General features: G+C 35.7%; 18 protein-coding genes and 1 tRNA gene. 16 read left to right on the forward strand and 3 right to left on the reverse strand.

Features of this window, described 5'->3' with window-relative positions; genetic code table 11:
• Positions 1 to 268 precede the first annotated feature (268 nt).
• The 3 genes from pyrG to LG402_RS04315 all read left to right on the forward strand — a co-directional run bounded on the left by pyrG (position 269) and on the right by LG402_RS04315 (position 4974).
• Entirely contained in the window at positions 269 to 1906 is a 1638-nt protein-coding gene (gene pyrG, locus LG402_RS04305; protein WP_166540222.1) for a glutamine hydrolyzing CTP synthase, read from the forward strand.
• A 62-nt stretch (positions 1907 to 1968) separates the two neighbouring features.
• Positions 1969 to 3270, forward strand: a complete 1302-nt coding sequence (gene eno, locus LG402_RS04310; RefSeq protein ID WP_072070732.1) for a phosphopyruvate hydratase — start codon at positions 1969 to 1971, stop codon at positions 3268 to 3270.
• Between the two features lie 321 nt (positions 3271 to 3591).
• Positions 3592 to 4974 (forward strand): SLC13 family permease, encoded by a 1383-nt coding sequence (locus LG402_RS04315; protein WP_166540221.1) that lies wholly within the window; start codon positions 3592 to 3594, stop codon positions 4972 to 4974.
• 234 nt (positions 4975 to 5208) lie between these two features.
• On the opposite strand, the gene mltD is transcribed toward LG402_RS04315, so the two are convergent.
• Together mltD and gloB are read right to left on the reverse strand one after the other, a co-directional pair.
• Entirely contained in the window at positions 5209 to 6543 is a 1335-nt protein-coding gene (mltD, locus tag LG402_RS04320; protein WP_109407894.1) for a murein transglycosylase D, read from the reverse strand.
• A gap of 75 nt (positions 6544 to 6618) precedes the next feature.
• Entirely contained in the window at positions 6619 to 7374 is a 756-nt protein-coding gene (gloB, locus tag LG402_RS04325) for a hydroxyacylglutathione hydrolase (RefSeq protein WP_166540220.1), read from the reverse strand.
• Positions 7375 to 7412: 38 nt separating this feature from the next.
• Between gloB and LG402_RS04330 the strand changes: the two genes are divergently transcribed.
• Positions 7413 to 8129, forward strand: coding sequence for a methyltransferase domain-containing protein (locus LG402_RS04330; RefSeq protein WP_109407892.1), 717 nt, complete (start codon positions 7413 to 7415; stop codon positions 8127 to 8129).
• A 6-nt stretch (positions 8130 to 8135) separates the two neighbouring features.
• On the opposite strand, the gene rnhA is transcribed toward LG402_RS04330, so the two are convergent.
• Entirely contained in the window at positions 8136 to 8621 is a 486-nt protein-coding gene (gene rnhA, locus LG402_RS04335) for a ribonuclease HI (protein WP_109407891.1), read from the reverse strand.
• Positions 8622 to 8686: 65 nt separating this feature from the next.
• On the opposite strand from rnhA, the gene dnaQ reads away from it, so the two are divergent.
• The 12 genes from dnaQ to LG402_RS04395 all read left to right on the forward strand — a co-directional run bounded on the left by dnaQ (position 8687) and on the right by LG402_RS04395 (position 14763).
• Entirely contained in the window at positions 8687 to 9439 is a 753-nt protein-coding gene (dnaQ, locus tag LG402_RS04340) for a DNA polymerase III subunit epsilon (RefSeq protein ID WP_166540219.1), read from the forward strand.
• A 123-nt stretch (positions 9440 to 9562) separates the two neighbouring features.
• Positions 9563 to 9639, forward strand: a tRNA-Asp gene (locus LG402_RS04345).
• Between the two features lie 175 nt (positions 9640 to 9814).
• Entirely contained in the window at positions 9815 to 10210 is a 396-nt protein-coding gene (locus LG402_RS04350) for an immunity 22 family protein (RefSeq protein WP_166540218.1), read from the forward strand.
• A 33-nt stretch (positions 10211 to 10243) separates the two neighbouring features.
• Complete coding sequence (locus LG402_RS04355; protein WP_227336490.1) at positions 10244 to 10789, forward strand: nuclease; 546 nt, start codon at positions 10244 to 10246, stop codon at positions 10787 to 10789.
• 1 nt (position 10790) lies between these two features.
• Entirely contained in the window at positions 10791 to 11144 is a 354-nt protein-coding gene (locus tag LG402_RS04360) for a hypothetical protein (RefSeq protein WP_227336491.1), read from the forward strand.
• Entirely contained in the window at positions 11141 to 11470 is a 330-nt protein-coding gene (locus tag LG402_RS04365; protein WP_109407886.1) for a hypothetical protein, read from the forward strand. Before LG402_RS04360 ends, LG402_RS04365 begins: the two co-directional genes overlap by 4 nt.
• Before the next feature lie 222 nt (positions 11471 to 11692).
• Complete coding sequence (locus tag LG402_RS04370) at positions 11693 to 12391, forward strand: hypothetical protein (protein ID WP_227336492.1); 699 nt, start codon at positions 11693 to 11695, stop codon at positions 12389 to 12391.
• Between the two features lie 84 nt (positions 12392 to 12475).
• On the forward strand, positions 12476 to 12832 hold the full coding sequence (locus LG402_RS04375; RefSeq protein WP_227336493.1) for a hypothetical protein: 357 nt from the start codon (positions 12476 to 12478) through the stop codon (positions 12830 to 12832).
• Positions 12819 to 13259, forward strand: coding sequence for an SMI1/KNR4 family protein (locus tag LG402_RS04380; RefSeq protein WP_227336494.1), 441 nt, complete (start codon positions 12819 to 12821; stop codon positions 13257 to 13259). Before LG402_RS04375 ends, LG402_RS04380 begins: the two co-directional genes overlap by 14 nt.
• Before the next feature lie 57 nt (positions 13260 to 13316).
• Positions 13317 to 13877: a hypothetical protein gene (locus LG402_RS04385; RefSeq protein ID WP_227336495.1), complete on the forward strand. Its 561-nt coding sequence runs from the start codon at positions 13317 to 13319 to the stop codon at positions 13875 to 13877.
• 48 nt (positions 13878 to 13925) lie between these two features.
• Positions 13926 to 14249, forward strand: a complete 324-nt coding sequence (locus tag LG402_RS04390) for a hypothetical protein (protein ID WP_227336496.1) — start codon at positions 13926 to 13928, stop codon at positions 14247 to 14249.
• Positions 14250 to 14289: 40 nt separating this feature from the next.
• Positions 14290 to 14763 carry a hypothetical protein gene (locus LG402_RS04395; RefSeq protein ID WP_227336497.1) on the forward strand — a complete coding sequence of 158 codons (474 nt, stop codon included), beginning with the start codon at positions 14290 to 14292 and terminating at the stop codon, positions 14761 to 14763.
• Positions 14764 to 14785 lie beyond the last annotated feature (22 nt).

Consider the following 14785-nt stretch of genomic DNA (forward strand, 5'->3'; position numbering starts at 1 on the left):
ACACTTAATGTCGTGAAAAAAATAAAGCATCTCTTTTCTAAAAGTGGTATCTTAGCTGAAAGGATTAAGCTAAAATGCTTGAGAAATATTTTCACGGGTTTAGTTTATTGAATTTTTACTGTTTTTTCGTGTTTAAACGGATAAGTGGCGTGATGAAAAAGAACTTTATACTACTAAGAATGTTTGTAGCGAAAATAAGGTTCGGGTATACTGTGTTCCCGTCCAGTTATATCCATCATCCTAATACACCTAAACTTTCAGGTTCAGCATGAAAACGAATTATATTTTTGTGACCGGCGGGGTCGTATCCTCTCTGGGTAAAGGCATTGCCGCAGCCTCTCTGGCGGCTATACTCGAAGCCCGTGGACTCAATGTCACCATGATGAAGTTGGATCCGTATATCAACGTCGATCCAGGTACTATGAGCCCAATTCAGCACGGGGAAGTCTTCGTCACTGACGATGGTGCTGAAACTGATCTCGACTTAGGACACTATGAGCGCTTCATTCGCACGAAAATGACCCGTCGTAATAACTTTACGACAGGTCGCGTATACTCTGAAGTGTTACGCAAAGAGCGTCGTGGTGACTATCTTGGGGCTACAATTCAAGTTATTCCTCATATCACTAATGAAATCAAAGAACGCATCATCCGTGGCGGTGAAGGCCATGATGTCGTTTTAGTTGAAATCGGCGGGACAGTTGGTGATATCGAATCTTTACCATTCTTAGAAGCGATTCGCCAAATGGCAGCAGAAGTGGGTCGTGAGCATACCTTCTATCTGCATTTAACATTAGTGCCTTATTTAGCTGCTTCAGGTGAAGTGAAAACTAAACCAACACAGCATTCTGTAAAAGAACTACTGTCAATCGGTATTCAACCTGATGCGTTGATTTGTCGTTCAGACCGCGTTATTCCTGCAAACGAACGTGCCAAAATTGCACTGTTTTGTAATGTGCCAGAGAAAGCGGTTATTTCATTAAAAGACGTCGATTCCATTTATAAAATCCCTGCACTATTGAAATCACAGGGATTAGATGATTATATCTGTAAACGATTCAGCTTGGATTGCCCAGTTGCAAATCTTGCAGAGTGGGAACAAGTTATTTACGAAGAAGCTAATCCTGAAGGCGAAGTCACCATTGGTATGGTTGGTAAATATGTTGAATTACCAGATGCCTATAAATCAGTGATTGAAGCATTAAAACATGGTGGTTTCAAAAGCCGTGTTACTGTAAATATCAAACTAATTGATTCACAAGATGTTGAAACCCGTGGCGTAGAAATGCTTAAAGGGTTAGATGCAATTTTAGTACCGGGCGGTTTTGGTGAACGTGGTATTGAGGGCAAGATTATGGCTGCTCAATATGCGCGTGAAAATAAAATCCCTTACTTAGGCATTTGCTTAGGTATGCAGGTTGCTATGATTGAATTTGCACGTAATGTTGTTGGTATGGAAGGTGCAAACTCCACTGAATTTGCACCAGATTGTAAATATCCAGTTATCGCATTAATTACCGAATGGCGCGATGAAGACGGCAACATTGAAGTACGCTCAGATGATAGTGATTTAGGTGGCACGATGCGCCTCGGTGCTCAGCCTTGCCATTTAAGTGGTGATAGCTTAGTACGTACACTGTATGGAAAAAACACCATTACAGAACGCCATCGTCACCGTTATGAAGTAAATAATCTACTTTTAAAACGTATCGAAGATGCGGGTTTACGTATTGCAGGTCGTTCAGTAGATAACAAGCTGGTGGAAATTATTGAAAATCCAAACCATCCTTGGTTTGTGGCTTGTCAGTTCCACCCAGAGTTTACCTCAACGCCGCGTGACGGCCATCCGTTATTTGCAGGCTTTGTGAAAGCAGCCTTTGATAACCAAAAAGGTTTGCTGAAATAGGATATATGAGAAGAGATAGGGTATCTCTTCTCGGAAATTTAACTTGTACAGAGGAAAACCGAATGTCCAAAATCGTTAAAGTACTTGGTCGTGAAATTATTGATTCTCGTGGCAACCCAACTGTTGAAGCTGAAGTTCATTTAGAAGGTGGTTTTGTTGGTATGGCGGCTGCTCCATCAGGCGCATCAACAGGTTCTCGTGAAGCATTAGAATTACGTGATGGTGATAAATCACGTTTCTTAGGTAAAGGTGTTCTGAAAGCGGTTTCAGCTGTTAATGGTCCAATCGCTAAAGCTATCCTTGGCCAAGATGCAAAAGACCAAGCTAACATCGATAAAATCATGATCGATTTAGACGGTACTGAAAACAAATCAAACTTTGGTGCAAACGCAATCCTAGCGGTTTCTTTAGCAAACGCAAAAGCAGCAGCTGCTGCAAAAGGTATGCCTTTGTACGAGCACATTTCTGATCTGAATGGTACTCACGGTCAATATTCTATGCCTCTGCCAATGATGAACATCATCAATGGTGGTGAACACGCAGATAATAACGTTGATATCCAAGAATTCATGATCCAACCTGTTGGCGCACCTTCACTGAAAGAAGCTGTACGTATGGGTTCAGAAATCTTCCATCACTTAGCAAAAGTGCTGAAAGCAAAAGGTATGAACACTGCAGTTGGTGACGAAGGTGGTTATGCACCAAACTTAGAATCTAACGCTGCTGCATTAGCTGCTATCAAAGAAGCAGTTGAGAAAGCAGGTTACGTTTTAGGTAAAGACGTTACTCTGGCTATGGACTGTGCAGCTTCTGAGTTCTATAACAATGAAACTGGTAACTACGAACTGAAAGGCGAAGGTAAAACCTTCACTTCACAAGAGTTCACTCATTACTTAGAAGAACTGACTAAACAGTACCCAATCGTTTCTATCGAAGATGGTTTAAACGAATCTGACTGGGACGGTTTCGCATACCAAACTAAAGTTCTTGGTGACAAAATCCAATTGGTTGGTGACGACCTGTTTGTAACTAACACTAAGATCCTGAAAGAAGGTATCGACAAAGGCATCGCTAACTCAATTCTGATCAAATTCAACCAAATTGGTTCACTGACAGAAACTTTAGCTGCAATCAAAATGGCGAAAGATGCAGGCTACACCGCTGTGATCTCTCACCGTTCTGGTGAAACTGAAGATGCAACTATCGCTGACTTAGCAGTTGGTACAGCAGCAGGCCAAATCAAAACGGGTTCTATGAGCCGTTCTGACCGTGTTGCTAAATATAACCAACTGATCCGCATCGAAGAAGCATTAGGTAACAAAGCGCCTTTCAATGGTCTGAAAGAAGTTAAAGGCCAAGCATAATCTTGCTTGTTTGATTAAAAAATCTTATTAATCTGAAAGGGGAGAACCTTAAGTTCTCCCCTTTTTTTTGATTTTTTTTCAGAAAAAACAGAATATTTATTCTTAACATCTTTAAAAAAGTGTGATGTGTAAGAGGAAATAGTGTTCAATTATTACTCTTTTATTAATAAATTGGTTAATTCTCGTGGATGAGATCCCAATTATTAGTTTTGCGCATTTTCAATGACGAGAAATGTTTTTATATTTCACATATAACCTATTTCGTTAACAATTATGGCTTAGTGAACCCAATGTTCATATCAGCTAATGTGGAGTATTATCATGGACGCGTCCAATTTAGCCCCATCGGCGAAGTCGAGCCCGATAAATAAACGAGGGTTGATCATTCTGGCAATCGATGTAGTTTTATTATTACTTTTGCTAGAATTTTTACCTTATGATCCGAAGGCCAATGCAGGTCTAGCATTAATGGTGTTTGTGGGTGTGTTATGGCTAACCGAAGCTATTCACGTTACGATCACTGCATTATTTATTCCTATCTTAGCTGTCGTCTTAGGGCTATTGAATACCAATGAGTCATTAAAATCATTTGCGAATCCTATTATTTTCTTATTCTTTGGTGGATTTGCTTTAGCAACGGCGCTTCATATTCAAGGGTTAGACCGCTTAATTGCTAACCGTTTGTTGATGATTGCAAAAGGTAAGCTTTCAATCGCTGTATTGCTGTTATTTGGTGTTACTGCATTGCTTTCTATGTGGATCAGTAACACAGCTACAGCTGCGATGATGTTGCCTTTAGTATTAGGTATTTTATCTAACTTAGATATTCGTTCAGAACGTAATACTTTCGTATTCGTATTATTAGGTGTTGCTTATAGTGCGAGTATCGGTGGTTTAGGTACGTTAGTGGGTAGTCCGCCAAATGCGATTGCTGCTGCTCAATTAAACTTAGATTTCATTACGTGGATGAAGTACGGTATTCCAATCATGTTGGTATTATTACCTATCATGTTTATCGTTATGTATCTGATGTTACGTCCTAACTTAAAACATAAGTTTGACCTGAAATTAGAAGTATTGGAGTGGAATAACAAACGTGTTATTACCATGATCATCTTCTTAGTTACTGTCGTATGCTGGATCTTCAGCTCTTTCATCAGTAGTGCTTTTGGTGGCGTAAAAGATCTTGATACTGTGATTGCGGTCAGCGCAGCAATTGTTATAGGTGTAACAGGTGTAGCAAGTTGGAGCCAAATTCAAGAGAACACAGAGTGGGGCGTATTAATGCTGTTCGGTGGTGGTTTAACACTGAGCGCTATTTTACAGTCTTCTGGTGCAAGCCTTGTGATGGCAGATTTCATGAAAGAAACCTTCGGTGCAAGCCACTGGTTCGTGATTATCCTTGCAGTAACAACCTTTATCATCGTATTAACTGAATTTACCAGTAATACTGCGAGTGCGGCGTTATTAGTGCCAATCTTTGCAACTGTAGCACAAGCATTAGGTATGCCAGTAATGGCGTTAACTATGATTATCGGTATCGGCGCATCTTGTGCGTTCATGTTACCTGTTGCAACCCCACCAAATGCGATTGTCTTTGGCTCTGGTTATATTAAACAGACAGAGATGGTACGAGTAGGTGGTGTGCTAAACTTAGTGTGTATCTTAGTTATCTCTCTGTTTGCTTGGTTCTTCTGGTTGTAAGTCAATATGCTAAATTAGCCTTGATGAGATAAAAATAGAGCGCTTGATAGTTATATCAGGCGCTTTTTTATTGCCTGTTTCTTATCTGTTATTTGGGGTGTCATCTTAGTTATCATAGGGATTGCTCTAGAAAAAGGAGAGGTGATATGGCTTTTAGGAGCTATAAAAAACCATCAATATTAAGACTAAAAATGTCATAACATTGATGGCTATTTAAAATAGAAAATAAGTTAATTATTTTGTATAAAGTGTAAGTTGTGTACCCGGCTTTAACATTTTAATGTCTGAGTTCCAACTCATTAATAATTTAAGGTTAATACCGTGACGACGAGCGATGCTGTAATAAGAATCTCCCTGTCGAACTTTGTAATAACTCGGAGACGGTTTTGCCGGTTTTGTTACCGTGGTATTACTGGTACTACCCGCATTATGAATTTTTAATGTTTGTCCTACTAATAGGGTGCTTTTTGCATTTAATCCATTAATTCGTTGTAAGTCTTTTATGCTCATATTGTAGCGACGAGCAATAGCGTAAAATGAATCCCCAGAGCGAACTTTATAAACACCCTCTTGCTTAATTGACTGATTTGTTTTGGCAACTGCTAAGCGAATAGTCTCTAATACCGCTTCATCTTCAAAAGCGTTACGGAATTGATCAAGCTTATTGCGAGGCAACATAATGACATGAGGGCCATTAGGTGCGGTTATTCCACGTTTATAGCCTGGGTTATAATCTTTCACAGTATTAATAGGTAGCTGACTTAATTCAGCAACTTTATTTAATGTGATCTGTTCACCAACATCAATGGAAGCTAACGCTTTATCGCGATAGTTACTTTTTGGAAAAGTAATATTTTCTTCGTTTTCACGAATAACTTTACTTAAAGCAAGAATTTTAGGGACATAATTCATTGTTTCTTTAGGTAAAGAGAGTGACCAATAGTCTGTTGGTAGATTTTTACTTTCATTTGCCTTTATTGCTTGCATAACACGGCCTTCACCAGCGTTATAAGCAGCAAGGGCAAGTGCCCAATCACTATCAAACATTACATACAGGCGTTCAAGTAAATCAAGTGCGGCTTTGGTTGACGCCATAACATCACGACGACCGTCATACCATTGGTTTTGTGCTAAACCATAGTAATTACCAGTTATTGGAACAAATTGCCATAAGCCAGCTGCATTTGCAGAAGAGGTAACATGGGGATTAAACGCACTTTCAACCACAGGAACTAAAGCTAGCTCCATCGGTAATTCACGTTTTTCAATTTCATCAATAATCGAATACATATAAGGTTCAGCGCGAGAAGCAACGCTTTGTATATGTTTGGGATTATTTAAAAAATATAATTCTTGCTGCGAGATCCTTTCATTTTCAGGGAGATCCATTTTTAATTCACTTATCACATAACCCCATAAATTGGTTTTGACATCATATTGAGGTTGGTGAGAAGTTGAAGTCCCTTTTGTTGATGTTGGCGTTATCGCAGACAAATTAGGTTTAATGTTCTCAGATTGCTGGCAGCCTGCCAATAGCAATATGGAGAACAAAATCGCTTTTGTCTTCATAATAGAAAAATTCATCCTGTGTGTTTTTTGAACCAAATGATACTTAGTGTGCCAAAATAAAACAACTAATAGGTATTAAAAGTTATCTTTTAATTCCCTTAATTTTGTAAATGTCTTAATTGGAGCATAAGTGTTAGTGGTTATACCTAAAATCCTTTGTAAATCAATATCGTCAGATTTCAAAAAAAGATTAATGTTCTTTTCATTTTTCAGCGTTATTGGCACTGTAGGTTGTAATTTCTTACGCATTTCACTAACTTGGGCTAAATAATCGGTAATAAGCGCATTTTCTGGCATGATATGGTGTGCAAAGGTCATATTCGATAGGGTGTATTCATGAGCACAACAAATTAATGTGTTATCAGGTAATGAACTTAATCTTTGTAATGAACTGAACATTTGTTGTGCAGTACCTTCGAATAAACGACCACAACCACCAGAAAAAAGTGTATCGCCACAAAACAGATAAGGTTCGCAATAATAAGCAACATGACCCAATGTATGGCCTGGCGTGCCAATTACATTAAAAGTAAATGAGCCAACAATAATGTGCTCTTGATTATGAATAATATTTTCAGCTCCTTTACTTTGTGTTTCTTGTGGGCCGAAAACGTCAATATTAGGATATTTTTTTACAAGTTCAGCAACACCACCAACATGATCATCATGATGATGAGTTAATAAAATCGCGATAGGTGTTAGTGAGCGTTGTGTGAGCATTTCAATAACAGGTTTGGCTTGTGAAGGATCAACAATCACACATTCACTATTTTCATTACTTAATAGCCAAATGTAGTTATCGGATAAAGCAGGAATTCTGATAAGCTCCATATAAGTTACCTTACTTATAAATTATAAAGGGTTAAACGATGAAAGCAGCTCGTTCAGCAAAACCAATTATGATGCCAGATTCTTGGCGCGATATTCCTTGGGGGGAATATTATCGCATGGCTATCGAACTACGTTTACAAAATTGGTGGCCGAAAATTTATGGCTTTCATTTATTAAAACTCGGTCAACTCAGTGCCGAACTGGATACCAAATTAAGTATCGTTTCACATCAAGTCAATGTGACATCTAATAAAATAAATGCAGATGTTATTGCCTCTTTAGATTATTTACCCTTTGAAAATAAATCGATTGATGTTTGCCTTATGGCGCATGTACTGGATTATAGTGCAGACCCCCATTGGCTATTACGAGAAGTAGATCGCGTTTTAATTGATGATGGCTGGATTGTATTAACGAGCTTTAACCCCATTAGTTTATTAGGGCTTGGGAAATGCACGCCGATATTACGACAAAAACAGCCTTACTCCAGTCGTATGTTTTCACTTCGTCGCCAAATAGATTGGCTTAGTGTGTTAAATTATGAAGTGATGACACAACAGAATTTCCAGATTATGCCATTTTCGAGACCAATAAAACGTGATGGTAGCCGCTATCACATCGGTGGCTGTTTAAATTTAATCATTGCACGTAAAAGAACACTTCCTTTAACACCCACCGCCTTGAAATTTGCATTGCCACGCATGAGTGTAAAAGGTCGAGTTTTAGGGGCTACACGTAATCATCCAGAGCCATAATGCTTACTAATCTATGGTTTTATCTTTTTGGCTTTCGATATAACCTGTGTCTTCTTGAGTTGGTGCTTGCGCGGCTGCTTTCGCTAATTCATCACAACGTTCATTTTCATCATGACCAGCATGGCCTTTTACCCAATGCCATTCAATTTCATGACGAGTAATAGCACTATCTAAGCGTTTCCATAAATCGACATTAAGTACAGGACTTTTGTCTGCTTTACGCCACTGGCGCTTTTTCCAGCTATGGATCCACTGTGTAATACCTTGTCTGACATATTGGCTATCTGTTGTCAGTGTAATTTTACAAGGGAATTTTAATGTTTCTAATGCTACGATAGCGGCAAGAAGTTCCATTCGGTTATTGGTGGTCATAAAAAAACCTTCACTTAGGGTTTTTTCATGTTGTTGATAGCGTAAAATAGCGCCATAACCACCGGGACCAGGGTTGCCTAAGCATGAACCATCGGTGAATATTTCTACCTGCTTGTGCATAAAGGCGACTTATCCTTTTTGATTAATACGAAAAACTAACCCTAAGTCTGACATAAAAACGGATTATGAGCACTCCAATCACACGACAAATTGTACTTGATACCGAAACTACCGGTATGAATAAGCTGGGCGTTCATTATGAAGGTCATAATATCATTGAAATTGGTGCCGTAGAGGTTATCAATCGTCGATTAACAGGGCGAAATTTCCATGTGTATATTAAGCCCGAAAGATTAGTTGATCCTGAAGCGTTTGAAGTTCACGGTATTAGTGATGAGTTTTTAGAAGATTGTCCTTCTTTTGCTGATATTGCTGACGAGTTTTTAGAATATATTCGTGGTGCAGAGCTGATCATTCATAACGCCTCGTTCGATATCGGCTTTATGGACTATGAGTTTAGAAAGCTTAATCGTGATATTCCACTTACCGAAACGTTCTGCCAAATTACCGATAGCCTTGCAATGGCGAGGGCATTATTTCCCGGTAAGCGAAATAATCTTGATGCCTTATGTGATAGATACTTAATAGATAACTCTAAACGTACTCTTCACGGCGCGTTATTGGATGCTGAAATACTTTCTGATGTCTACTTGGCAATGACTGGTGGGCAAACAGCATTAGCATTTTCAATGGATGGCGAATCAAGTAACGAACAAGAGCAAAATGATATCCAACGTATCGAACGCCCTGTTTCAGGATTAAGAGTAATAAGAGCAACCGCAGAAGAACTTGCTGAACACGAGTCTCGATTAGATTTAGTTGAGAAAAAAGGCGGGCATTGTTTGTGGCGTCCGGCATCAAATGATGAGGCCGTTTGAATATAAAAAAAGCAGAAATAGTTAGCTGAGATTAAAAACTATCCAAATGCATCTTTTTGTTAGAAAAACAGTTGACGACAAGGCAAGAGATTCGTAATATTCACCTCGTCCGAAAGGATACGCGGAGCGGTAGTTCAGTTGGTTAGAATACCTGCCTGTCACGCAGGGGGTCGCGGGTTCGAGTCCCGTCCGTTCCGCCAACATTCCAAACCCCAGCATTTATGCTGGGGTTTTTGCGTTTTACAGCCTCAACAATTTTCTCTTCTCTTATTTTTCTAAGTCACTATTTCTTGCTTTCAATATTTGATATCACTATCTTAGAATTTATTAATGATATTAATGCTATGCTCAATGGCATTTCGCAGGGTAATCAATATGGAAAATAGAGTACATTTATGGATTGGCAGTAATTTTTCTTCTGAAGAAGAATATATGTACTATTTTGAATTAGATTACTCTGAGGAAGACGGAATTGACTCTCCTAATTATAGAGTATGTGGATTTTGCAAAGATCTGGGAGTAGTGTGGTACGACGAAGATTTTATTGGTGTTATTCATCGCTTTGATAACGATGTTACGCTTGACGAGGTTTTGGTAGATGCTGCTGTTGATGAAAGTGAAATATCGTTCATTAAAGCTAAATGTGAAGAACTAGGAATTAAAAGTGCGAATGCTATATTTTGGTATCAAGATCCTGAGCTTGTTATCAAAAAGAGCGATAATCAAACCTATAATAATTTACATTATATTGGCGAATATAATGGTGATTAACTGGTTTAAAAATTAATTTAGTCTGGACTAATCATGCTATTAACGTTTGATGAAATCACAAAAGCGCTAGAAGATAAATTTTCTCCTTTAGGCGAAGATTTTAATGATTTCATTCTTTTTAAAAGGACAACACCTCTTACTGGTTTAGATTTACTAGAACAGATGCTAACACTCTCCCTTCCTGATGATTTTGCCTCTTTTATCTCTCTCTATAATTTAGATAATTTCTCATTATTTAATATCAGTTTTGGCTGTGGTGAAGATTATCTTGAAAGGCTTTTTATGCTAAATAGCCCCAATCAGTTTACTCAATGGTGGATTGGTGATGAACGGCCTGAAAACGTCATTGTTATTGCACTGTCAGATCCTTATACCCTCTTATTAAATACTCAAACAGGGAATATTTTTGTAATGACGAGTGAGTCATCTATGGATAGTTTCGAACATATTGCAGTGAATTTTTTTGCTTTTTTTCGCGCAGTTGCCACTCTGTTTTTAACGGATATTTCGCCAGATAGAATTATTGAGCTAACCTCATCTAAAACAACTTCATTTTGGTATCAATTAAAACCTGAATAAGATGAAAAATATAAAGAAAAAAGAGCTAGTTTATGATGGTTTTGAAGATGATTTTTATCAGTTAAATCATCTTATTCAATGCCCTTATTATGATGAAGATATGTTAGTTAGCGTAACGCAATTAAGAGACTTAAACAGCCTAGATAAAGATGTAAAACAGCAGGTAATAAATAAGGTTAAAGGACTGACTTTAAATTTAGGAATGCACTATAACTATGATGGATTATCGGTAATGTATGATATTCAAAAATCAAAAAAAGAAAATATGCAGTTGCTTGGCTTATTTGCTATTGGTGAAAGACAGCCTGCGCGGTATCAAATCATAGTCTTAGGGATATTTAGGATTAATTTATGAACACGGAATTTTATTTACGTTTAAGTATGCTATCTAAAACGCTCGACCACTTTTATTATCAAGAATTTGAAACTGAACAAGCCGAATACAGTAAAAATAAAGAAATAAAACAAGCCATTGTTCAGTTTATCCTTGAAATGAAAGAACATGGTGAACACGTATTAATTGATGAGGCTCTAAACCTTATATTTCATAATACTGGTTGCCATATTGATTGCGAAATTCTAGATGAAATCATGCCTCCTGTTATTGAACAAAAAATCATTACACCAGAATTGATTGATAAAAATCTGAGAGAAAATTCACCTATGGGGCGTTGGTTTTAATACAATTGGATAATAATTATGATACTTTCATCGAGGAAATTTAAGTTAAGTATTATTATATTATTCTCATGCTGAATTTTTAGTAGAATTTATTCTTTATCAAGCCTAATTTATTATAAATAAATCTTATCTAACTTTATGTTGCAGTTGATATTTTGGTATAAATAAATTCAATTCGATATTGAAATAGTGAATCTTCAATAAGTATTATAAGGAAATAGTATGATTGGACCATATCAAGTATTAGACTATGAAAATAATTTAATTTTTTTATTTGAAAATTTAGTCGAATGTTATGACTATAAAAATACAAATAAAACACAATCATTTATTTTTATTGGATTGAAAGATAAAGTTTTACATCTTGAAAAAGGTAAGAGTTATTATGTGGTTTCTCAAAATTATGATGGTCGATTAGAATTTTCTTTTAATTTAATTAAATATCATTATTATGGAAATAACTTAATTGTAGATTCTTATTTTACTTCAGGGATGTATGTTTCTGGTGTGGTTTCATTACTTGAATTCCATGAGGATAGTAAAGAAAGAATTTGGTTGGAAATGAGTGGTGAATTAAAAAAAATATATATCTCAGCGAGTTATGTTAAAAATGGATTTCCTAGAAAAATTTTAAAAGATGAGTTAGTGATTGAGGGAAAATATATTCAAGATTACTATTCTTTCTTTTGTGAATTGGGATATTCCTTATTAGGTCCTTATGGTTATATGGGGAGTAATCTTGATGCAGTTAGAGATTTATTTATTGATATAGCTGAAATTCCAGAAAGAAAAATAACCTGGATTGATAGTAATTTATCATTTATGGCTATTGATAGTACGATACCTTCTGGATATTATCCATCTCTAGCGGAAGAAATGGTTTCTATATTAGAAGATTTCTTTATTTTAGAATTAAAATAAAACTGTCATAAGTTTCAAGATAAAATAATAGTAGGCTATATTACTTTTATTAAGTTATGATTTGTTTTAACTAGTGTGTTAATCATGAGAAAAGATAAATTTATTATTAATGAAATATACAAAGAGTTATTTGAAGATAACCTAAAACAGTATAGTGAAAGATTAAATAGACAAGATCCAGAGAGTTATCATGAAGGTACTTTTTCTCAAGTGAATAAGATTTTTGTTAATTTATCAGAAAAAGAAAAGCAGTCAGTGATTGATATGATGAAAATCGTGATGACAGATACCGCATCAACAATATTCGGAATGCTAGACGGTACTCATTTTGTTAATAATATCGATGAAGATTTTCAGCTTATTTATGATAATGAAGAAATCCAAGGCGATCTTCAAGATCATTTTTTAGCGTTAGTGGAAGATAATAATGACATCATCTGAATTTTTAATTGTATTAGAAAGTCTTAAAAAATTTATCATGGATAAAGGATTTTCTGTCATAGGGTGTTCTGATGAGCAAATTTTACAGTTAGAAGATAAGTATGGAAAATTACCTTATTTTTATAAAATCTATTTGTCCATATTAGGTTTTGAGATGGGCGATTTTAAAAAAGGAACAAGTATTTTATATTCTGAATTAGATGATATAAATATATATTCTATTGAGTTACTTGAAGAAAATAACATTCAAATACCATTGAATTTATTCTCATTTTTACTACATCAAGGTTATTCTAGTTTATTTTTTATAGATAGGGAATGTGATGATCCTGATGTTTATGTTTATACGGAAGGTGATAAAGTAAAGACAATAAAGCTTAAATTTTCCGAATGCCTATTAGCAGAAATTGACGACTATAAAGAGTAAAAAAGAATAATCAGAAATTGAATAATAACTATTTAAATATACTTGAGATAAGTAAGAATGAATAAAAACTATTTAGTTGCGACTATTGATAATCAATCCATCCATTCTGTAGTTGGGCGCATAGGTGGGAATATTCCTGAATACTTTTTAGATAAAAGTGAAAAGATTGATGGATATAAATTTTATCTATCTATTGAGCATCCGGCACAAAAGGGAATGTATTTAACCATATTAGTCCCTCAACAGTATGACATAATGCTTGAAAAGAATATTTACCCTCATTGTGCAATAAAAGTTATTCCACATACATCGTCAATAGAAAGCAAAAATTGTAATTACACATTAGAACAGATCAATAAAATGAACTTAGTCGGCTATAAGACGGCATTGGAGAGTGAGTTTATTACGGTAACATCTCAATTTAATTTATTACAGGATGAAATTTATTACTTTGAAAATCTTGTTGATGCGGGGTATAAACCTTTTTTACAAATAGATGAAGATTACTATCCTGAAGAATTTCTTACTGGCTCTTATATTTTTGGTTACGGAGCTTTGTATCTTTATCAGCATGAAGAAACTAAAGAGGTTATTGCTGGTTTTTGGCAATATAGCTAATTTAATAATGTTCTATTTTCTATCAAAATGGGATGGGCCAGAATAAGAATGAAATATTTTGCTAGAGTTGTTGCCCTCAATCCTTATGTGGAAGAAGAAGTTACACTCTCTTTTGGTGAATATGAAATTTGTTGTTTTATTAATGAGCCCAATGTATTTGTGATAGGGGAGGTCTATTTAGTTGAGTTAGTATTAATGTTTTTTGATGATATTGAGATTAAACCATCAAATGATCACGTTATGTCGTTGACTCAAATTGGAAATTCTTTTGCTTATCAATTAAATGGTAAATTGCTTGATAATAAGTTTATTGTCACTAATTTAGTTTTTGAAGATGATCTATTTTATCAATATTCACATATTGAAAATTAGTATGTTATGTTGAAATCAGACAGAATTAACGTGGAAATAATTGAGTCTATTAGCAATGAGCTTTTTTAACGAAATCCAACAAAAAATCAGCATTACACCTTTCTTTTCTAATATGGGAAAGGGAAGCTTCGATGATAAAAAGATTATCTATTTTCAAAGTATCCAAGCTTGTTTTGAATCGTCTTTAAATGTCGAATGGTTGCCAACTTCTCCCACGCAAGATGATCCTTTCTATATAAAACAAGAATATCCCAAAGATTTGGTCGAGATGCGATTAGTCGTCAGTAAAGCTGTGATAGAGAGTCTAAAAGCTTTCCCTGTACCAGATAGTCAATTTCAATACGATGCACATAACTTCAAAATTGCAGCAAGAAATGCGATATGTTACGCATTTAGGCAGTATCTTACTGAAAAATACTTCAATTATGGTGACAGCTGGGAAAAGATCATTCAGATTTACTACCAAGGTCATTTTCCGATAGGTTTTTATAAAAAGAAATTAGTGGTGATTTAATCGTCAGTTGCTTAAAAAGAGT

Origin of the sequence: Proteus sp. NMG38-2 (assembly GCF_020640995.1) — a bacterium.
Classification (GTDB): domain Bacteria; phylum Pseudomonadota; class Gammaproteobacteria; order Enterobacterales; family Enterobacteriaceae; genus Proteus.